Below are 20,733 nucleotides of genomic sequence, written 5' to 3'. Positions count from 1 at the left end.
TCCGCGAAGCTTTTTTAACATGCGCAAACCACCAAATCGAGCTATAAACTCAGCTTTTACACCGCACTATCGTATGATGATTGCAGTGCTGGGCAGTACTATTTTGGCGGTTTTATTGTATTTGGGTGTGCTGCGCCAACAACCTGCGGCAGCCGAAGAATATCCGATTCAAGGCTTTGATGTATCACATCATCAAGGCGATGTTCAGTGGCAAAAAATTTCCCCACAAAAATATGCCTTTGTCTATTTAAAAGCCACTGAAGGAGGCGATTTTAAAGACCGTAAATTTCAGGATAACTGGCTCAAAGCCCGTGAACATGGTTTTTTGGTCGGTGCCTATCATTTTTATCGCTTATGCCGTGATGGAACAATCCAAGCAGAAAACTTTATTGCGACTGTTCCAAAAAAATCCGACAGTTTGCCACCTGTAATTGACTTGGAATATGACAGTAACTGCATCAACACCTATAGCAAAGAACAGTTACTGCGCGAAATTCAAATCATGCATGATGCGCTATATCAACATTATGAAAAACAACCGATTTTTTATGTATCCAAAGCCTTTTACAATATGGTATTGACTGAAAGTTTCAAGCAAACGCCTCTTTGGGTCAGAGAATATCAGGGTAAACCACAACTGGCAGGTCAGCCAAAATGGTTGTTTTGGCAACATACCAATCGGGGTCAAATACAAGGTATTCACACCCCAGTTGACCTGAATGTTTTTTATGGAACCCCCCAACACTGGCAGCGTTTTTTAACAGACAACGCGATTCAACCCACAAGATTTGAACCGAACCAGAAAAAATAACAAGCTAGCCGTATCACAATAAAAAAATACCGTCATGAAATTGATTAAAGGGCTGCTCTCACGCTCTGCATTTTCAGGATTCACGCTGCTTTACCTATTACAACCTGCGAGTAAACTGGAGTAATTTTCCGCATAGCAATATCCAACAAAAACTACAAGTTCTAATTTAAAGGTACATTATTTTGGCGTATCTACCCTATTGTTTGATGGCGAAAACTAGGTTCTAATTGATGGATTTTTTAGTTGCCCCTCCCTATTTAGACGAAACTGCGGGGACATTGCGTCCTGATGCTGTGATTCCAATCGATTGGGATAATTTTTTTCTGCCTTTGCGCCCTTTTGAGTTTTTGCCTCGCATAGCCGATCATAGTCCAAGCAGTTTACAGCGTTTGATCGACTGTACAGAACAACAATCAACACAGGCAATTTTGCTGAATAGCAACACATCTTATCCGTTTGCTCCGATGCTACAACCTGCTTCCTAAACGTGCGATACTGTTGAAATCTAAACGCTTCATCTAGTTTGTGCCATGCGGAAAATCATTCATATTGATATGGATGCCTTTTATGCCTCTGTTGAGCTGCGCAGTCGTCCTGAATTACAGCATTTACCTGTGGTGATTGCTTCGCATCATCCTCGGGCTGTGATTGCAGCGGCATCTTATCCTGCGCGTGAGTTTGGTTTACGTTCTGCCATGTCGATGGCACAGGCTCGCAAACGCTGCCCGCAGGTGGTAGTACTCGAACCTAATTTTGCACTCTATCGTGAGGTTTCTTCACAAATTCATCAGATTTTTCAGCGTTATACATCACTGATTGAGCCCTTGTCTTTAGATGAAGCCTATTTAGATGTCACCGAAAATTTACAAGGTATTCCAAGCGCAACAGAAGTTGCTATGCGAATCCGGGCAGATATTTTTCAAAGTACAGGTTTAACGGCCTCGGCAGGTGTCGCACCGAATAAGTTTTTAGCCAAAATTGCTTCGGACTGGCATAAACCCAATGGCATTTGCGTAATTAAACCCAGTCAAGTGCAGCAATTTATTCAAGACTTAGCCTTACAGAAAATTCCAGGCGTAGGCAAAGTCACACAGGAAAAGTTAAAAAGTCTGAACTTAAATACCTTGGGCGATTTGCAACACATCGAAGAAAACCTGTTGATTCATCATTTTGGTAAATATGGAAAACGCCTATTTTTATTTGCCCAAGGCATTGATGAACGTCCTGTGCAGGCAGAGCGTGAGCGCCAGCAAATTTCCAAAGAAATCACCTTTGATGATGATTTAAACTTAGCTGAATGTGCAACTTACTGGTCTGGCTTGATTGATCAGGTTTGGCATAGTTTAGTGAAAAAACAATATGTTGCACGTGGTATATCGGTCAAATTAAAACTCAAAAATTTTCAGGTCTTACAACACAGTAAAAGTTTTAAACAGCCACTTGAAAGTAAAAATGATCTTGAAAAAGTCCTGCAGCTTTTGCTGAACGAAATGTATATTCCCGCACAGGATCAATTTCGTTTAATTGGTGTTGGTCTGTATCAACTCAGCCCTGCCGATGAGCAAGTGCAACTATCTTTACTGTAAATATCACGGATATTAAAGCTGTAAACTTGCTGCTCTATATAAAACATAGCAAGCCTATGCTTACCAATGGCTACTTAAGCTAATTTTTGTATAAATTTCGGCCAAAAGAATAAAAATTAGACTATTTATCCTTCACAGTTGTGCTTTTTAGAGTAATCTATACGCGCGATGTATTTATCCGTATATACGCTGAGATGCCAAAAATCACCATTACTTTTGGCATACTTGTCCTGTGATTGGCGTGACGATCAAATCCGAAGATTACAGGACAACTCTGCGCTTGGCACTTCGCTGCTTTGACACCACATCTCTCTCTTCCTCGTATTTTCCATTCGACTACTTTTTATTTTTTAGCAGTGTGCTGCGTGCATATTTTCCACGTGCTTGCCTGCCTCTATAATACCTCACGCTTTTTATATCTAATCGCTTGGCGCGAGGATCACACCCAATGGCTGTTCAACGTCTACATATCCAAAACCGTTATTCTGAAATTGCAATTTCGGGAAATTTAGTCCATTTAGCAGGACAACTGGCAGAAGACACTCAACAAGATATTGAAGGACAAACCCAACAAACACTTGCCCTGATTGATCGTTTACTGGCAGATGCGGGTACAGAGAAAAGTCACATCATGTCAGTGATGATTTTTTTAAAAGACATTGAGCGTGATTATGCCGCAATGAATCAAGTTTGGGATGCTTGGGTGGCAGATATACAAGCATTACCGCGTACCTGCGTAGAAGCAAAACTGTATCACCCCGATGTTTTGGTTGAGATGACGGTGGTTGCAGTCAAACCCGAATAGCAACCCAACGTAATAACAGAGGTGATTGGATCAGGAACATAACCAATCAAAAAAAATCAGCATGTCAGGCGACATGCCGATTCATATTGTCTATTTTACGATTTTTTCGGCAAGCGTTTAGCCTAATACCTTCACTTTATGCCGTACAGAATGCGCAAAAAAATCATACTTTTTTAATGCAGCATCCAAATCATCTAAATCTGTAGACGATGACTGCCCAAAAGCTTCGCGCAATTCGTGATATTCCGGCACATCTTCATAACGCAGGACTTTATAGCCCGCCAAACGCAACAATTCATCTTGGTATTGTGCATTGCGGCTACGTTTCAACATCAACTGATCATCTAAGGCCACAATTGCAACGACCTGATGATTGACATCCAACACCACAAAATCGGCAATCATATTGCGGTATTTATGGCGAGTGCGTGAAAATTTCGTGGTCAGCAAAGCATCAAAAGACACATGCGCCAAGATCGTATGTTGGGGTAGAATTTCCTGCAAACGTGTGTACGTTAGCTGTTCATTTAAGCTAAAAATTGCACGTTGCTTAAGTACACTGTCTTGAGGTTTTTCTCTATTTTCCAAGCCCTTAACCGCCATCAAGAGAAAGAAAATCAGTATCAAAACCCCAATCAAAATATAAATTGTCATTATTCAATCCTTAATATCATTTTTATAGTTGTTTCGGCTTCATGCCAATTTTTTCATCAAATCAGTATATAACACGCTTTTATATTTAAACGTTCCATTTAGAAACCACATGAAACATTCACTAAACCATCTTAGAAACAGAAATTTTGTTTCACAAGCCCGCCTTTTGTCTAAGTGCTGTAGCGTCTAAGCGTGTTTTTATCATTAGATTAGAATACTGTATAGCATGCTAAAAAAACAAAGCAATGCTTAACAGATTCGATTGTCGAACAATTCCGATGAAATGAAAAGCAAACAAAAAGGCGCCGCAGCGCCTTTTGATGAATCTTAGCTGCAAGTACTAAGCTTTAGATTTTTGCTTAGATTTCTTTTGTGAAAATGGACGTTTTTCACCTGTTTCACGTGGCGGCAAGCCTGTGTGCTGGGTCAAAATTTGTCCTTTCTTCGGACGATTACTGTTCTGAGCACGATTGCCACTTTGCCCCGTACGTTTTTGTGAATCACCCGCGACAGTCGAGTTTTTCTTACGTGCCGTTTGATATTGACCATCTGTGCCTTGCGGCTGATAAGTTGGGATCAAGTGCTGTTTAGAATTCCCGATTAAATCTGCCCGTCCCATTTCTTTTAAAGCTTCACGCAACAACGGCCAATTGTTTGGATCGTGATAACGTAAGAAAGCTTTATGCAAACGACGACGTTTTTCACCTTTGACAATATCCACATTTTCGGTATAACGCGCCACTTTGGCCAATGGGTTTTTACCCGTGTAATACATGGTCGAAGCGGTTGCCATTGGTGACGGATAAAAGGTCTGCACCTGATCGGCACGGAAACCATTCTTTTTCAGCCACAAAGCCAAATTCATCATGTCGTAATCAGTCGTGCCTGGATGCGCAGCAATAAAATACGGAATCAGATATTGCTCTTTGCCTGCCTCTTTACTGAAACGATCAAACATTTGTTTAAAACGGTCATACGTACCAATACCTGGTTTCATCATCTTAGATAATGGCCCTTTTTCGGTATGTTCTGGTGCAATTTTTAAATAACCGCCCACATGATGCGTCACCAATTCACGCACATATTCAGGGTTCAACACCGCCAAGTCATAACGCAAACCTGAACCAATCAGAATTTTTTTAATGCCTTTCAGTTCACGCGCTTTACGATACAACTGGGTTAAAGGTGCGTGATCAGTGTGTAAGTTTTGACATACGCCCGGGAATACACAGGAAGGTTTACGACAATTCTTTTCAATTTCAGGGTCTTTACAATGCAAACGGTACATATTTGCAGTCGGACCACCCAAGTCTGAAATAATGCCCGTAAAGCCAGGCGCAGTATCCCGAATTTTTTCCACTTCACGCAAAATGGATTCTTCAGAACGGTTTTGGATAATTCGCCCTTCATGTTCGGTTATCGAACAGAAAGTACAACCACCAAAACAACCACGCATAATATTGACCGAAAACTTGATCATGTCAAAGGCAGGGAAACGTGCATTACCATAAGATGGATGCGGCAAACGTGCATACGGTAAATCGAACACATAGTCCATTTCTTCCGTAGTCAACGGAATAGGGGGTGCATTTAACCACACATCACGTTCACCATGCTTTTGCACCAAAGCACGCGCATTGCCTGGGTTGGTTTCTAAATGCAAAATACGATTAGCATGCGCATACAGCACAGGATCATTCACCACTTCCTCAAAAGATGGTAAACGAATCACTGCCAATTCACGTGGTGGCAATTTGTGTTTAATTGCTTTAGACGCAGGCTGTAATTGTACAATCTGGGTATCCGCATCTAGCTGATCGCCTTCACGAACAATTGGATTGCTGACCAGATCTTTCTGGAAATTTTGATATTGCGCGAGATTGTTGCCCTTATCTTTTTCAATCTCGCAACCGTCTAAATCTTCGGTCATCACATAAGGGTTAATGATTGGATCGACACGGCCCACGCTATCTACATCATTAGATGCAATTTCAACAAATTTAGCTTTAGACGCACGGTTATGTTTATTGATAATAAATGCTGTACCACGTACATCTGTAATTTCGTGGATTTTTTCGCCTTTGGCCAAACGGTGCATCACTTCAATAATCGAACGCTCACCATTGCCGTACATCAATAAGTCGGCTTTAGAATCCATTAAAATTGAGCGACGGACTTTATCAGACCAATAGTCGTAATGTGCAATCCGACGCAACGAGCCTTCAATCCCGCCCAGTAAAACAGGCACATCTGGAAAGGCTTCACGACAACGCTGACAGTACACCGTAGCAGCACGGTCAGGACGTTTATTCGGCTGATTGTCTGGAGAATAAGCATCGTCTGAACGGATTTTACGGTCAGCGGTATAGCGGTTGATCATCGAGTCCATATTGCCTGCGGTGACGCCCCAAGCAATGGTCGGCTTCCCTAAAACCCGAAAAGACTCCACATTGGTCCAGTCTGGTTGGGCGATGATCCCCACACGAAAGCCTTGTGCCTCAAGCACACGACCAATCACGCCCGATACAAAAGAGGGATGATCAATATAAGCATCACCACAAACCAGAATAAAATCACAGGCATCCCAACCTAACTGATCCATTTCTTCGCGTGACATCGGCAAAAATGGCGCAGGCTCAAAACATGACGCCCAATATTTATCGTAATCAAACAACGCTTTGGGTGCGGTCTGAGCATTATAAGCAGTAGACATGGCTGGCAATTCTCGGCTGGGAAGTGGAAGATCAGAAGTCGATCAAAGATGAAAGCCGACTATTTTAGCATGAATTCCACTCATCTTGCTTGATTAAAAAACACACAAAATCAGTAAACTATTTTTATACCTTAAATTTGTATCTGAGTAAGAAAAGCGTAAACGGATACGCCGAAAGCAATAATCCTGAATGCTTATCGCAGCGCTGCTGGTTTTAGCTTTAAACGCCACGCGCCATAAAGCGCCACACCCAAGACCGCAGTCATTACCCATGTCAGACCTGACCAACCCCATTGTTCCCAAATCAATCCGCTACCACTACCGAGCAAACTTGAACCCATGTAGTAGCTAAATAAATATAATGATGATCCCACTGCACGATACTGCAGCGCTTGAATCGACACCCAACTACTAGCAGTAGAATGTGCAGCAAAAAAGGCAAAGGTAAATAACACCAATGCAGCCAATACGACGGCTAAATGTGCAATCGACATCAACCACAATGCAATCAACATTAGGACAATCACCATAGGCAGCACTCGTTCACGCCCAATACGATTACCCCAACTTGCTGCACGTGGCGAACTGTAAATACCCGCCAAATAGGCAATTGAAATTACCCCAATCCAGACTTGGGAAAGTTCAAATGGTTTATTCAGTAAATAATAGCTGATGTAGTTGAAAATACTAACGAAACAGCCCATCAGCAAAAAGCCCTGTAAAAACAGGATTCTTAATTTACGATCTGCCAAATTGGCAACAAAAGCATCTCTGAACCGCGAAAAACGAATTGGATACGCTGTAAAGTTTTTCGATGCGGGCAGTAACACATAAAAAGTGATTGCAATCAGTAAATTTAAGCCACCAATAATTAAGGTTGCCGCTTGCCAAGAAATAAAATCGACCAAAACCCCAGCAATTAAACGTCCACTCATGCCGCCAATAGCTGTACCCGAAATATAGAGTCCCATGGCAAAACCAATGTCTTGCTGTCGAATTTCTTCACCAATATAAGTCATGGCCACTGCAGCAACACCGCTCACAGCAATACCAATAAAAATTCGCGTGGTTAAAAAGAACGACCAGATTGGCAGTAAGGCACTCAGAATTAATAAAATGGCAGCTAAAAATAAAGCCAGAACCATAATGGCTTTACGTCCAAAACGATCTGAGATAAAGCCTGTGAAAAGCAAACCGATCGCCAAAGCCACAGTAGAAAATGACAATGGGAAACTACTTTGGGTCGGTGTAACCGTAAAAAAATCGGCCAAAATTGGCATCATCGGTTGCACACAGTACAAGGTCGAAAAAGAAGCGAAACCCGCTAGAAATAACGAAAAAAGAATGGCTTTAAACGGCTTGGTACCATACTGAACATGAGATGCTGCAGCTAAATCAGACATATTTACTCCAATCACGCGATCAGTATACGCCTGTTTATACACAAAAATAAGCTCGCTATTTTATCGTTTGCTCAAAACTAGTGTTAGTATCACCTATCGCTTTGTCAGTTTTTACTTACATACACTGAAGCAAAATGAGGCTAGGCAGTATTTTGAGCTTACAGTATTCTATAAAGCATAAGGAGACAGGATGTTTCCCAAACTCAAAACAACAATCATAAGTTTGAGCAACAGGATCGTGAGGTACGACAGGAGTTATACCTAAATACGAAATACAAAGAAACCCCGTCAGGATGATGGGGTTTCTTTTATCTCTACCTTGAATACCTAACTTTATCTATCATCGCTTTCTATTTATACACCCCATAATCAAAAAGTCCCCAAACAATGTTGAGGACTTTTGAACTTAACACATTATAAGGTTAAGCTTTGGCAGCAACCGCTTTGCCCGCCTTAATTTGCTCAGCTTCATCTTCACTCATAATCAAAGCAACCGCGATTGCAGTGATCAGCACTGGCAAACCTACCGCCATAAAGTTGAAGTGTGCAGGTAAATTCATACCCAATAAGCCGCCAATTAAAATTGGACCCACAATCGCACCCATACGACCAACGGCAGATGACCAACCAATACCTGTTGAGCGTACCGCAAGTGGGTAATATTGTGCCACATAGCTGTACAACAACATTTGTGAACCAATAGATGCTGCACCCGCCAAGAATACTAAGATGTAAAGCAAGAGCTGATTAGATTGGAAGCCCATAAGGCTCATCACCAATGCGCCCAGGATTCCCAAAAACATTAATACAGGTTTTAGGTGGAAACGGTCTGCTAAAACACCACCGCCTACAATACCAACGACTGCACCCACGTTCATCACCATCATGAACATTAAGCTATTGTCCATAGAATAGCCTGCCGCCATCATCAATTTTGGCAACCAACTGCTAAGTGCATACATGGTTAATAGACAAGTAAAGAACGCCAACCAGAACAATAAAGTATTCACCGCACGACCACGTTTGAATAAGCTCACCACATTAGCAGCTTCAGGTACACCGACCTGATACAATTCAAAAGTTGTATCTTGGGTAATTTTCAAATCTGGTGCTAAGCGCGCCACGATTGGGCGGGCTTGATCTTGCTTATTTTCTTTGACAATAAAGGTTAAAGATTCTGGCAAAAATTTCCAAATCACAGGCAATAAAAACAATGGAATACCTGCAATAAAGAACATGATTTCCCATCCAAAACTTGGGGTAAACCATGAACCTAGTAAAGCCGCCATTACGCCACCTACAGCATAACCACTAAACATAGTAGTAACTAATGTACTACGCATAGTTTTAGGCGCATATTCAGAAGTTAAGGCCACAAGGTTTGGCATTACACCTCCAATGCCTAAACCTGCCAAGAAACGTAAAATAGCAAACTCAGTTGGATTAGAAGCAAAGCCACCTGCAAAAGTTAAACCACTAAATAGAACGATACAGATCATGATGACTTTCTTACGACCAATTTTATCAGCCAAAGAGCCAAAAATCATCGCACCAAACATCATACCTGCCAACGCAGTACTCGCGAGCATCCCCGCCTGAACAGCACTTAAGCCCCACTCATCCATCAATAAGGGTAAAACGACCCCATTAATTGCCAAGTCGTAGCCATCAAATAAAATGATTAGTAGACACCATGCCACGACATTAAAATGAAATGGTTTGAATTTTGCGTGATCAATGACATCATTCACGTTAATTGCTTGATGTGCCATTCCTCAACTCCTATGAGTTTATGTTTAAATAAGCTTGAATAGCAATTTTTACAGTGAAGATTTTCATTTAATCAGTCCTTCATTCCCACTTTTACTATTCAAGTAGATTGTGTAACTTTCACACAAAACACAAAAAATAAAAATTCAACATTAGTCTAAAACCTTTTATTAATTATGGATTTATTATTATCTTAAACACAATAAAATGTTATTATTCTTCTTAATATTATCTTTCCCCATAAAAAAACACCCCCAACGTGAGTTGGGGGTGTTTGAATAATGAGCTGGCGATGACTTACTCTCACATGGGTAATCCCACACTACCATCAGCGCGAAGAGGTTTCACTTCTGAGTTCGGGAAGGGATCAGGTGGTTCACTCTTGCTATGGTCGCCAGCACAACTGTTATGGACTTGTTCGGGTCTTAGTTACATTGCTTTTGCTTGATGCTTTTGCATGTAATGCCTTACTTGGTTCCAAATGAGTTATTAACAGGTTGGCTATTGGGTCTGAAGTTTATTGTTTAGCGTTCACTAAATCAAGTTTTTGTTTGATCGTTAGATCAATATGAAATCGATTGATCCTCACTTCTTTCGAAGTTCGTACAACAACTGCTTGGGTGTTGTATAGTCAAGCCTCACGAGCAATTAGTATTGGTCAGCTTCACATATCGCTATGCTTCCACATCCAACCTATCAACGTCGTAGTCTTCAACGGCTCTTTAGGAGGCATAAAGCCTCGGGGAAATCTTATCTTGAGGTAGGCTTCCCGCTTAGATGCTTTCAGCGGTTATCCCTTCCGAACATAGCTACCCGGCGATGCGACTGGCGTCACAACCGGTACACCAGAGGTTCGTCCACTCTGGTCCTCTCGTACTAGGAGCAGATCCTCTCAAATTTCCAGCGCCCACGGTAGATAGGGACCGAACTGTCTCACGACGTTCTAAACCCAGCTCGCGTACCTCTTTAAATGGCGAACAGCCATACCCTTGGGACCTGCTTCAGCCCCAGGATGAGATGAGCCGACATCGAGGTGCCAAACACCGCCGTCGATATGAACTCTTGGGCGGTATCAGCCTGTTATCCCCAGAGTACCTTTTATCCGTTGAGCGATGGCCCTTCCATACAGAACCACCGGATCACTAAGACCTACTTTCGTACCTGCTCGACTTGTGGGTCTCGCAGTTAAGCGCGCTTTTGCCTTTATACTCTACGCGTGATTTCCGACCACGCTGAGCGCACCTTCGTACTCCTCCGTTACTCTTTAGGAGGAGACCGCCCCAGTCAAACTACCCACCAGACATGGTCCTCGTCCCGGATAACGGGACAGAGTTAGAACCTCAACATTACCAGGGTGGTATTTCAAGGACGGCTCCACTCGGACTAGCGTCCAAGTTTCAAAGCCTCCCACCTATCCTACACAAGTAAGGTCAAAGTTCAATGTCAAGCTGCAGTAAAGGTTCACGGGGTCTTTCCGTCTAGCCGCGGGTACACCGCATCTTCACGGCGAATTCGATTTCACTGAGCCTCTGCTGGAGACAGCGCCGCCATCATTATGCCATTCGTGCAGGTCGGAACTTACCCGACAAGGAATTTCGCTACCTTAGGACCGTTATAGTTACGGCCGCCGTTTACTGGGGCTTCGATCAAGAGCTTCGCTTACGCTAACCCCATCAATTAACCTTCCAGCACCGGGCAGGCATCACACCCTATACGTCCACTTTCGTGTTTGCAGAGTGCTATGTTTTTAATAAACAGTTGCAGCGGCCTGGTTTCTGAGGCTGTCGACAGCTCAAGGAGCAAGTCCTATCACCATCAACAGCGTACCTTCTCCCGAAGTTACGGTACCATTTTGCCTAGTTCCTTCAGCAGAGTTCTCTCAAGCGCTTTGGTCTACTCGACCTGACCACCTGTGTCGGTTTCGGGTACGATTCCAGTGTAACTGAAGCTTAGAGACTTTTCCTGGAAGCAGGGTATCAGCCACTTCACTGTACAAGTACAGCTTGATATCAGATCTCAGCATAGAGCACCCCGGATTTGCCTAAGATGCATGCCTACTTCCTTTCACCTGGACTACCAACGCCAGGCTGACTTAACCTTCTCCGTCCTCTCATCGCATTACACTGAAGTATTGGAATATTAACCAATTTCCCATCGACTACGCCTCTCGGCCTCGCCTTAGGGGTCGACTCACCCAGCCCCGATTAACGTTGGACTGGAACCCTTGGTCTTTCAGCGAACGGGTTTTTCACCCGTTTTGTCGTTACTCACGTCAGCATTCGCACTTCTGATACCTCCAGCAGACTTCTCAATCCACCTTCGTCGGCTTACAGAACGCTCCCCTACCACGTATACAATGTATACATCCGCAGCTTCGGCACATAGTTTTAGCCCCGTTACATCTTCCGCGCAGGCCGACTCGACTAGTGAGCTATTACGCTTTCTTTAAAGGGTGGCTGCTTCTAAGCCAACCTCCTAGCTGTCTATGCCTTCCCACATCGTTTCCCACTTAACTATGATTTTGGGGCCTTAGCTGGCGGTCTGGATTGTTTTCCTCTTGACTACGGACGTTAGCACCCGCAGTCTGTCTCCCGGATAGTACTCATTGGTATTCGGAGTTTGCATCGGTTTGGTAAGTCGGGATGACCCCCTAGCCGAAACAGTGCTCTACCCCCAATGGTATTCGTCCGAGGCGCTACCTAAATAGCTTTCGGGGAGAACCAGCTATCACCGAGTTTGATTAGCCTTTCACCCCTATCCACAAGTCATCCCCTGGCTTTTCAACGACAGTGGGTTCGGTCCTCCAGTTAGTGTTACCCAACCTTCAACCTGCTCATGGATAGATCACCCGGTTTCGGGTCTATACCCAGCAACTATACGCCCTATTAAGACTCGATTTCTCTACGGCTCCCCTATGCGGTTAACCTCGCTACTGAATATAAGTCGCTGACCCATTATACAAAAGGTACGCAGTCACCAAACAAGTTGGCTCCCACTGCTTGTATGCATGCGGTTTCAGGATCTATTTCACTCCCCTCACAGGGGTTCTTTTCGCCTTTCCCTCACGGTACTGGTTCACTATCGGTCAGTCAGGAGTATTTAGCCTTGGAGGATGGTCCCCCCATATTCAGACAAGGTTTCACGTGCCTCGCCCTACTCGTCATCATTATGTGTGCCCTTTCGTGTACAGGACTATCACCCACTATGGTTGCACTTCCCAGAGCATTCCACTAAAACACACATAACTTAATGGGCTTTTCCCCTTTCGCTCGCCGCTACTGAGGGAATCTCAATTGATTTCTTTTCCTAAGGGTACTGAGATGTTTCACTTCCCCTCGTTCGCTTCGTATGACTATGTATTCATCATACGATACCTACCTTAAGGTAGGTGGGTTTCCCCATTCAGACATCTCCGGATCAAAGGATATTTGCCGCCTCCCCGGAGCTTTTCGCAGGCTATCACGTCTTTCTTCGCCTCTGACTGCCAAGGCATCCACCACATGCACTTAATTACTTGACTATACAACCCCAAACAGTCGTTAATCCCTACAAGTAGGATTAAGACAATTAAATAAATAATCAATGATCTATTTAATCTACAGTTTGAAGTCCCGTGCTCTTAAGCACCGTACAGCTTCAATCTAAATTCATATACCAAAACGCTTGATTCAGTTAATTTGCTAGTGCTCATTTCAATTCGTAATTAAACCGTAACACCGAAGCATTACTGTCAATCTTGAATAAAATGAGTTGAACAATTTATTTCAGACTCAATTTTTGCCAATCTGTTAATGATTCACTGCATCCTCGTCGGACTGCAGTCAACTGTGATAAATCACAGAACTTAATAAATCTAAATCAATCTCTTGATTCACCTTATTTATTAAGTTCTATAATTTAAAAATATCTTTCACTACCATATTAGATCAGATACTACGCGCAGCATAGCTGCTTGTCTTGCGCTTCGGCAAAGCGTTGCTTTGCTGATCGAAGCTCTGGTGGAGACTAGGAGAGTCGAACTCCTGACCTCCTGCGTGCAAAGCAGGCGCTCTACCAACTAAGCTAAGTCCCCAGCTTATCATTTTTGATTCGATGTATCAGATTATAGCCTGCGCACTCACTCACGTTCGTTTGCCTTGCGCTTCGCCTTAAAGCAGTGCTTTAAGTCTTGCTCATGGTGGGTCTGACAAGACTTGAACTTGTGACCCCACGCTTATCAAGCGTGTGCTCTAACCAACTGAGCTACAGACCCTGAGAAAAATCAAAGCATCGCTTTGTATTTTTCGCAAGACAAACGCAGTGCGTAGTATCTGCTACTCAATCCAATTCGAAAACCTCGAATTATCTTTTAAGACACATCGTCATGAAGAACAACTTGTTGTGGATTCTTACCAATCGTCAATCTTTCGTTAAGGAGGTGATCCAGCCGCAGGTTCCCCTACGGCTACCTTGTTACGACTTCACCCCAGTCATCGGCCACACCGTGGTAAGCGTCCTCCTTACGGTTAGACTACCTACTTCTGGTGCAACAAACTCCCATGGTGTGACGGGCGGTGTGTACAAGGCCCGGGAACGTATTCACCGCGGCATTCTGATCCGCGATTACTAGCGATTCCGACTTCACGCAGTCGAGTTGCAGACTGCGATCCGGACTACGATCGGCTTTTTGAGATTAGCATCACATCGCTGTGTAGCAACCCTTTGTACCGACCATTGTAGCACGTGTGTAGCCCTGGCCGTAAGGGCCATGATGACTTGACGTCGTCCCCGCCTTCCTCCAGTTTGTCACTGGCAGTATCCTTAAAGTTCCCATCCGAAATGCTGGCAAGTAAGGAAAAGGGTTGCGCTCGTTGCGGGACTTAACCCAACATCTCACGACACGAGCTGACGACAGCCATGCAGCACCTGTATGTAGATTCCCGAAGGCACCAATCCATCTCTGGAAAGTCTCTACTATGTCAAGGCCAGGTAAGGTTCTTCGCGTTGCATCGAATTAAACCACATGCTCCACCGCTTGTGCGGGCCCCCGTCAATTCATTTGAGTTTTAGTCTTGCGACCGTACTCCCCAGGCGGTCTACTTATCGCGTTAGCTGCGCCACTAAAGGATCAAATCCCCCAACGGCTAGTAGACATCGTTTACGGCATGGACTACCAGGGTATCTAATCCTGTTTGCTCCCCATGCTTTCGCACCTCAGTGTCAGTATTAGGCCAGATGGCTGCCTTCGCCATCGGTATTCCTCCAGATCTCTACGCATTTCACCGCTACACCTGGAATTCTACCATCCTCTCCCATACTCTAGCTAACCAGTATCGAATGCAATTCCCAAGTTAAGCTCGGGGATTTCACATTTGACTTAATTAACCACCTACGCGCGCTTTACGCCCAGTAAATCCGATTAACGCTCGCACCCTCTGTATTACCGCGGCTGCTGGCACAGAGTTAGCCGGTGCTTATTCTGTGGGTAACGTCCACTCTTCTTAGGTATTAACCAAGAGAGCCTCCTCCCCACTTAAAGTGCTTTACAACCAAAAGGCCTTCTTCACACACGCGGCATGGCTGGATCAGGGTTCCCCCCATTGTCCAATATTCCCCACTGCTGCCTCCCGTAGGAGTCTGGGCCGTGTCTCAGTCCCAGTGTGGCGGATCATCCTCTCAGACCCGCTACAGATCGTCGCCTTGGTAGGCCTTTACCCCACCAACTAGCTAATCCGACTTAGGCTCATCTATTAGCGCAAGGCCCGAAGGTCCCCTGCTTTCTCCCGTAGGACGTATGCGGTATTAGCATCCCTTTCGAAATGTTGTCCCCCACTAATAGGCAGATTCCTAAGCTTTACTCACCCGTCCGCCGCTAGCTCAGTTACCGAAGCAACCTCGCCCGCTCGACTTGCATGTGTTAAGCCTGCCGCCAGCGTTCAATCTGAGCCATGATCAAACTCTTCAGTTAAAATCATTTTGTCACTTTATTCGAAGTGACCAAATCTGGCTCATCAATTTTCTGACTTAAATTTCGCTCAAATAAACTTCGAGTAATTTAAACCAATCAATCAATGAAAATAATTTCGATCAATCAACCAGTAAAAATCCACACAAGTTGTTCTTCATAATCTCTTAATGATCTTCTTGCCACTTCGTCAGCAGCAAGCTAGGTCGGCTATATTACGCTTTATTTCTAAAGTGTCAACTGGTAATTTAAATTATTTTAAACCAACTTTCTAAAACCCAACTCAATCATTTTCAACCAAGTCATTGTTTTATCAGAAGTTTTAATCTGCATCACCGCCGATGGATGTGCATTATAGGGCAATTATTTTACCTTGCAATACTTTTTTTTAAAGAAATATATCGGGTGTTTATTTTATAAACCCAAAAATAGATAAGCTACTGTTTTATCTTATAAATTTATTTTAATAAAAATCTAAATAATTCTTTTAAACAAAGCCCAAATACCTAAACAACTGTTTTATAAGTAATTATTGTCACAAAAAAGTAAAAAGCAGAGCCAAAGCCCTGCTTTTGGTTTAAATAAAGTCCAAATTAGAACTTCATACTGATCCGCGCCCAATAGTTGCGACCACTATTATTAAATTGTTCAGTAACTGGTAAACCTGTTCCTGACGCACCCATTTTGTTTAAATGCTCGGTATAAGTTTTATCTAGTACGTTATCAATGCCCACAGATACATCAACACCTTTACTTAGGTTATAGCTGCCGTTTAAAGATAGTACGCCAAAACCACTACTCTCTTTCACATCATAGCCCACGATATTACCTTCACGTTTACTGATACGACTTTGACCATCCACCACACGTAATAATGCGCCTAGAGTATATTTATCCTGAACATAACGCAGATTTAAACGCCCTTCCAAAGGTGAAATTTGTGGTAACGGCGAATTGTTTGTGGTGTTTTCACCCCACGCATACATTGCGCTCACATCTGCCTGCAAAGCATCGGTAAATTGATAACCTATACCAACTTCTGCACCTGCAATGGTGGCATCGACATTTTTAGAATCCGCTGCATTAATACCATGACCCGTCGGCTTATTAGCATTATAGTTAATTAAAATAAAGTCATTGATCATACCGACATAAGCCGATGCCCAAGAACTGAATGCGCCATGTTCATGTTGATAGCCCATGTCGAGTTGTAAGGTTTTTTCAGTATCTAAATTCTTAAACGTCGAACCTGCAATACCATTTAAGTCAGTTTTAAATAACTCCCAATAATCTGGTACACGTTCAACATAACCCAAACCGACATAAGTTTTGGCATCATGGTGCGGATGTTGATTTTCCAAACGAATAAAGCCGCTTGGCAAGGTTTCTTTACGTTGTTGAGCCGTTTGTACTGCGTCTACTTCGACCTGATCAACACGTACACCTGCAACCAACTTATTATGATCATTCAGTTCATAACTCAACTCACCAAAACCACCATAAGATTGAAGCTCCATATCGGTTGTTACTGGGGAATTCATCATTGCTTTAGTTGCATGATACATCCCACCAGCATGTTTATTATTTTGACTATCTAAGCCAGTAATAAATTGAAGTTTATCCCACTCATGTGTCACTGCCATACGCGCATTTAAAGTACGGCGCGTAACTGTCATAGCTTTATTAGGCTCATCAACTTGACGTAAACTAAAATTATCCATCACATGATCATTAAAGCTATAGTTCACCTGTGCTTCAATTTTCTTAATCACATCGGTGATGTTTTTCTTTTCTACACGCAAACCCAAACTTTCACGGTCAAATTCAGAACCATCCATCATGCGGCCTGCATACACCACTTCGGCATCACCACGACCACCTGTCAGCTCAAGCCAAGTATCTGCATCGGGTGTCCAACCTAAAGCAACATCGGCATTCCAACGCTCCCAATCTGAAGGAACAGTTGTACCATTGCCATCTTTATAGCTGTCAGCCACAGAACGGTTAGCATTTAAACGAATATATTTCAGTGCATCGCCCGCTGCTGCTTCAATATTATGATCCAAACGACCAAACGAACCCATCAAAACACTGGCTTGTCCACGATAGTTTTGACCTTCACCAAATTGTTCAGGCTTACGTTCAAACAGTACCGTTGCTGCCGAACCCGTGTTGGCATATTGCACCGTTTGCGGGCCTTTAATCACGGTAATTTCATCAAAACTTTCTGGTGAAATATAAGAGGTTGGCGAATCCATACGACTCGGACATGCGCCTAAGTTTTCAGAACCATCGGTTAAAATTTTAATACGTGAACCAAACATGCCACGGAAGGTCACATCACCATTGGTACCCGCGCCACTATTCACTGCACTAAAACCGACAATGCTTTGTAAATAATCTGCGCCATCTGTGGCTGGAATAGGCTGAATGGGTTGTTTTGGATTGGCACGCACCACCAGACCATTGGCATCATTACCCTGCTGTGCAGTCGCAACAATTGGGGCAAGACTGTGCACATTGGCAGTCAAAACGGTTTGATCAGCAAAAGCACTTGCAGAATAGCAGGCAACACAAACTGCAGCCGCAACAGGCTGTAATAAAAATTTAGGCTGAGCCATTTTATTTCTCACTTAAAACATAAATACAGTTAGGGTCAAAATAGACCCGAAAAAATCTTGAATTTATGCAAAGTGAGGCGGGGCACGTCCTTGCGGAAGTAAAAAGAGTTGTTGAAGTGCAAACCAAACGTGTTGAAAACGTTTTTGAAATGCCAAAAGCCGCACTTGAATACGATCAAGCACTTCTTTCAATTCTAATTCAGGTGGCAGGACTAAATTGCCATATACCGTACAGTACTGACATTGATGTGAAGCATCGTGATGATGATGTTCATGCTGTACGGTCAGTTGCTGATCATCGGTCTGTGATGTAGATGAATGTGCAGCATGCGAAGAATTTGTATGCACGGCGTGGGATTGTGGCAACAAAAGTGCACGCGTGATGGTTTCACAGACTGGCGCAACTTGATATTGCTCAGGCAGCAAAGGCTGTAAAAATACAGCAATCTGTAAAAAAACTGCGATAAATGAAAGCAGTAAGCCACTACGCAACAACAAAAACATCTATCCTGAATTTGTGTGGCGCAAGTATAACAAAGCCCAATCGAAATTGGGCTGATTTTTATGCTTTGGTCTAAACATGGACAACTAGATTGTGGTTTGTTTTAACGCTTCACAGCAACTTTTTCTTTCTGACGCTGGCGCACTACTTTTTCCACTTTTTCACGGGCACGCTGTCTTTTGAGTGGTGATAAATAATCGACAAATAATTTACCATTTAAGTGATCCATTTCATGTTGGATACAAACAGCGAGAAGTTGATCTGCTTCTAGCTCAAAGGTTTGACCCTCAAGGTTAATCGCTTCAATTTTTACACGTGACGGACGCTCAACTTTGTCGTATATTTGAGGCACTGACAAACACCCTTCTTCATACGGTTGGGTCTCTTCAGTCAATGGGGTAATTTTGGGGTTAATGAAGACCATGGGTTGATCTTTGTTTTCAGATAAATCCATGACAATCAGCTGAATATGATGATCGACCTGTGTTGCAGCCAAACCAATTCCGGGTGCGGCATACATCGTTTCAAGCATATCTGCAGCAAGCTGACGAATCTCGTCGGTGACTTCTTCGACTGGTTTTGCAATGGTACGCAGACGGGGATCCGGGAAACTTAAAATAGGTAATAAGGCCATGGGACATCCTCACTTATGCCATTGATCAAAAAACCGAATGAAGGAATGCTTCATCAAAAAAATGTGTGTAAGATCGTTATTATAACGCAACTACATACATAATTTTAGGAATTATGATAATGAAAAAGGTTTTGACAGACACATCCTCTTTTCGTGTCTTGGGGTTTAAAAAGCAAGTTTTAGCACTCGCGGTATGTCTCACAGTGGGACTTAGTGCCATCAGTGTGGCTGAAGCAGCACCTGCACGAAACATCAATCCGCCTGCCTTAAAAGCCAGCGCACCAAATGTGTATGTGGTAAAAAAAGGCGATACCTTATGGGATATTTCCAAAAAATTCCTGAACAATCCATTACGTTGGCCTGAAATTTGGGCAAGTAACCGTCACGTAAAAAATCCTCACTGGATTTTCCCGGGTGACCGTTTATTGATGTGTACCTATGAAGGTCGTCCAATTATTGGTAAAGATGAAGGCGATGGTTGCGAAGGTATTATCCGTCGTTATGCAGGCAAGAGCACCAATTTACAACCACAAATTCGCGTGGAATCTTTAAATAATACCATTCCTGTGATTCCACTTGACTATATCAAACACTGGTTAGAGCGCAGCAGCATTATTGCCGCAGATGCGTTACAAGGTACACCGTATATTTTAGGTACTTCTGATCAGCGTGTTTTAGCCGCCAAAGGTCAAAGTGTGTATGCACGTGGTGCAGGTTTGGAAGTAGGTCAACGCTACGGGGTATATCGTGAAGGCGAGCCGTACATGCTAACCGATGCCAATGGTCAAAAATTCAATGCAGGCATTGAACTCACCCAAGTTGCTGCAGGTATTGCAGTACGTGGCGAAAATGACATCACCACACTTGAATTGACCGATACCTACAATGCCGAAGTGCGTCGTGGTGATCGTGTCTTACCAATTTATGACCCAATGTTGCCAACCCTGTTCTATCCAACGCATGCTGAAAATGTCAGCGCAGGTGGTCAAGTGCTACGCGTGATGGGCTCGATTGGTACCGCAGCAAAACACAGTGTTGTGGCGGTTGATCGCGGTACATTACATGGCGTGCAATCTGGTTATGTCTTTAGCGTAACGCAAAAAGGCGAAGTGGTCACCGACCCGAAAACCAAAGAGCGTGTTCAGCTTCCAGGCGAACGCATTGGCAATATCATGGTCTTCAAGAGCTTTGACCACATTAGCTATGCATATGTCTTAGACAGCGAATTGCCTATTAAAGTCGGTGCTAGCCTACAAGCACCGCGTATGGATGACTAAAACGGTTTGAGAT

12 protein-coding genes, 2 tRNA genes and 3 rRNA genes are annotated in these 20,733 nt (G+C 43.4%); 5 read left to right on the top strand and 12 right to left on the bottom strand.

The window, feature by feature from the left end; all coding sequences use genetic code 11:
* Window positions 1–19 precede the first annotated feature (19 nt).
* The 4 genes from AC0T5Z_RS01295 to AC0T5Z_RS01280 all read left to right on the top strand — a co-directional run bounded on the left by AC0T5Z_RS01295 (window position 20) and on the right by AC0T5Z_RS01280 (window position 3,202).
* A complete protein-coding gene (locus AC0T5Z_RS01295) occupies window positions 20–811 on the top strand; it encodes a glycoside hydrolase family 25 protein (protein ID WP_435337738.1) in 792 nt (263 codons plus the stop codon).
* Window positions 812–1,041: 230 nt separating this feature from the next.
* Window positions 1,042–1,296, top strand: a complete 255-nt coding sequence (locus AC0T5Z_RS01290) for a hypothetical protein (RefSeq protein ID WP_291331306.1) — start codon at window positions 1,042–1,044, stop codon at window positions 1,294–1,296.
* 45 nt (window positions 1,297–1,341) lie between these two features.
* Complete coding sequence (dinB, locus tag AC0T5Z_RS01285) at window positions 1,342–2,397, top strand: DNA polymerase IV (protein ID WP_435337737.1); 1,056 nt, start codon at window positions 1,342–1,344, stop codon at window positions 2,395–2,397.
* A gap of 448 nt (window positions 2,398–2,845) precedes the next feature.
* Complete coding sequence (locus tag AC0T5Z_RS01280; protein ID WP_435337736.1) at window positions 2,846–3,202, top strand: RidA family protein; 357 nt, start codon at window positions 2,846–2,848, stop codon at window positions 3,200–3,202.
* Between the two features lie 117 nt (window positions 3,203–3,319).
* On the opposite strand, the gene AC0T5Z_RS01275 is transcribed toward AC0T5Z_RS01280, so the two are convergent.
* The 12 genes from AC0T5Z_RS01275 to def form a co-directional block, all read right to left on the bottom strand.
* On the bottom strand, window positions 3,320–3,856 hold the full coding sequence (locus AC0T5Z_RS01275; protein WP_435337735.1) for a DUF2726 domain-containing protein: 537 nt from the start codon (window positions 3,854–3,856) through the stop codon (window positions 3,320–3,322).
* Window positions 3,857–4,196: 340 nt separating this feature from the next.
* Window positions 4,197–6,569: a YgiQ family radical SAM protein gene (locus AC0T5Z_RS01270; protein WP_435337734.1), complete on the bottom strand. Its 2,373-nt coding sequence runs from the start codon at window positions 6,567–6,569 to the stop codon at window positions 4,197–4,199.
* A 194-nt stretch (window positions 6,570–6,763) separates the two neighbouring features.
* Window positions 6,764–7,972: an MFS transporter gene (locus AC0T5Z_RS01265; protein WP_291331298.1), complete on the bottom strand. Its 1,209-nt coding sequence runs from the start codon at window positions 7,970–7,972 to the stop codon at window positions 6,764–6,766.
* Between the two features lie 422 nt (window positions 7,973–8,394).
* On the bottom strand, window positions 8,395–9,744 hold the full coding sequence (locus AC0T5Z_RS01260) for an MFS transporter (protein ID WP_435337733.1): 1,350 nt from the start codon (window positions 9,742–9,744) through the stop codon (window positions 8,395–8,397).
* A 282-nt stretch (window positions 9,745–10,026) separates the two neighbouring features.
* Window positions 10,027–10,141 (bottom strand): 5S ribosomal RNA (gene rrf, locus AC0T5Z_RS01255).
* 228 nt (window positions 10,142–10,369) lie between these two features.
* A 23S ribosomal RNA gene (locus tag AC0T5Z_RS01250) occupies window positions 10,370–13,262 on the bottom strand.
* A gap of 476 nt (window positions 13,263–13,738) precedes the next feature.
* Window positions 13,739–13,814: transfer RNA gene (locus AC0T5Z_RS01245), tRNA-Ala, on the bottom strand.
* 103 nt (window positions 13,815–13,917) lie between these two features.
* A tRNA-Ile gene (locus tag AC0T5Z_RS01240) sits at window positions 13,918–13,994 on the bottom strand.
* A gap of 158 nt (window positions 13,995–14,152) precedes the next feature.
* Window positions 14,153–15,689 (bottom strand): 16S ribosomal RNA (locus tag AC0T5Z_RS01235).
* The 16S, 23S and 5S rRNA genes sit together here with 2 tRNA genes alongside, the layout of an rRNA operon.
* A gap of 590 nt (window positions 15,690–16,279) precedes the next feature.
* Complete coding sequence (locus tag AC0T5Z_RS01230; RefSeq protein WP_435337596.1) at window positions 16,280–18,307, bottom strand: TonB-dependent copper receptor; 2,028 nt, start codon at window positions 18,305–18,307, stop codon at window positions 16,280–16,282.
* Between the two features lie 63 nt (window positions 18,308–18,370).
* Window positions 18,371–18,811 carry a DUF2946 family protein gene (locus tag AC0T5Z_RS01225; RefSeq protein ID WP_435337595.1) on the bottom strand — a complete coding sequence of 147 codons (441 nt, stop codon included), beginning with the start codon at window positions 18,809–18,811 and terminating at the stop codon, window positions 18,371–18,373.
* A 101-nt stretch (window positions 18,812–18,912) separates the two neighbouring features.
* Window positions 18,913–19,443, bottom strand: coding sequence for a peptide deformylase (gene def, locus AC0T5Z_RS01220; protein ID WP_435337594.1), 531 nt, complete (start codon window positions 19,441–19,443; stop codon window positions 18,913–18,915).
* Between the two features lie 119 nt (window positions 19,444–19,562).
* Between def and AC0T5Z_RS01215 the strand changes: the two genes are divergently transcribed.
* Complete coding sequence (locus AC0T5Z_RS01215) at window positions 19,563–20,720, top strand: LysM peptidoglycan-binding domain-containing protein (protein WP_435337593.1); 1,158 nt, start codon at window positions 19,563–19,565, stop codon at window positions 20,718–20,720.
* Window positions 20,721–20,733 lie beyond the last annotated feature (13 nt).

The sequence above is a fragment of the Acinetobacter pengchengensis genome (assembly GCF_982235305.1).
Note: the sequence above shows the minus strand (reverse complement) of the source record. Positions and strands in the feature narration are given on the sequence as shown.

What these genes read in the sequence shown, in the direction of transcription:
- AC0T5Z_RS01295 (WP_435337738.1), top strand. Translation starts at nt 20, where the DNA reads ATGCGCAAACCACCAAATCGAGCTATAAACTCAGCTTTTACACCGCAC.
- AC0T5Z_RS01290 (WP_291331306.1), top strand. Translation starts at nt 1,042, where the DNA reads ATGGATTTTTTAGTTGCCCCTCCCTATTTAGACGAAACTGCGGGGACA.
- dinB (WP_435337737.1), top strand. Translation starts at nt 1,342, where the DNA reads ATGCGGAAAATCATTCATATTGATATGGATGCCTTTTATGCCTCTGTT.
- AC0T5Z_RS01280 (WP_435337736.1), top strand. Translation starts at nt 2,846, where the DNA reads ATGGCTGTTCAACGTCTACATATCCAAAACCGTTATTCTGAAATTGCA.
- AC0T5Z_RS01275 (WP_435337735.1), bottom strand. Translation starts at nt 3,856, where the DNA reads ATGACAATTTATATTTTGATTGGGGTTTTGATACTGATTTTCTTTCTC.
- AC0T5Z_RS01270 (WP_435337734.1), bottom strand. Translation starts at nt 6,569, where the DNA reads ATGTCTACTGCTTATAATGCTCAGACCGCACCCAAAGCGTTGTTTGAT.
- AC0T5Z_RS01265 (WP_291331298.1), bottom strand. Translation starts at nt 7,972, where the DNA reads ATGTCTGATTTAGCTGCAGCATCTCATGTTCAGTATGGTACCAAGCCG.
- AC0T5Z_RS01260 (WP_435337733.1), bottom strand. Translation starts at nt 9,744, where the DNA reads ATGGCACATCAAGCAATTAACGTGAATGATGTCATTGATCACGCAAAA.
- AC0T5Z_RS01230 (WP_435337596.1), bottom strand. Translation starts at nt 18,307, where the DNA reads ATGGCTCAGCCTAAATTTTTATTACAGCCTGTTGCGGCTGCAGTTTGT.
- AC0T5Z_RS01225 (WP_435337595.1), bottom strand. Translation starts at nt 18,811, where the DNA reads ATGTTTTTGTTGTTGCGTAGTGGCTTACTGCTTTCATTTATCGCAGTT.
- def (WP_435337594.1), bottom strand. Translation starts at nt 19,443, where the DNA reads ATGGCCTTATTACCTATTTTAAGTTTCCCGGATCCCCGTCTGCGTACC.
- AC0T5Z_RS01215 (WP_435337593.1), top strand. Translation starts at nt 19,563, where the DNA reads ATGAAAAAGGTTTTGACAGACACATCCTCTTTTCGTGTCTTGGGGTTT.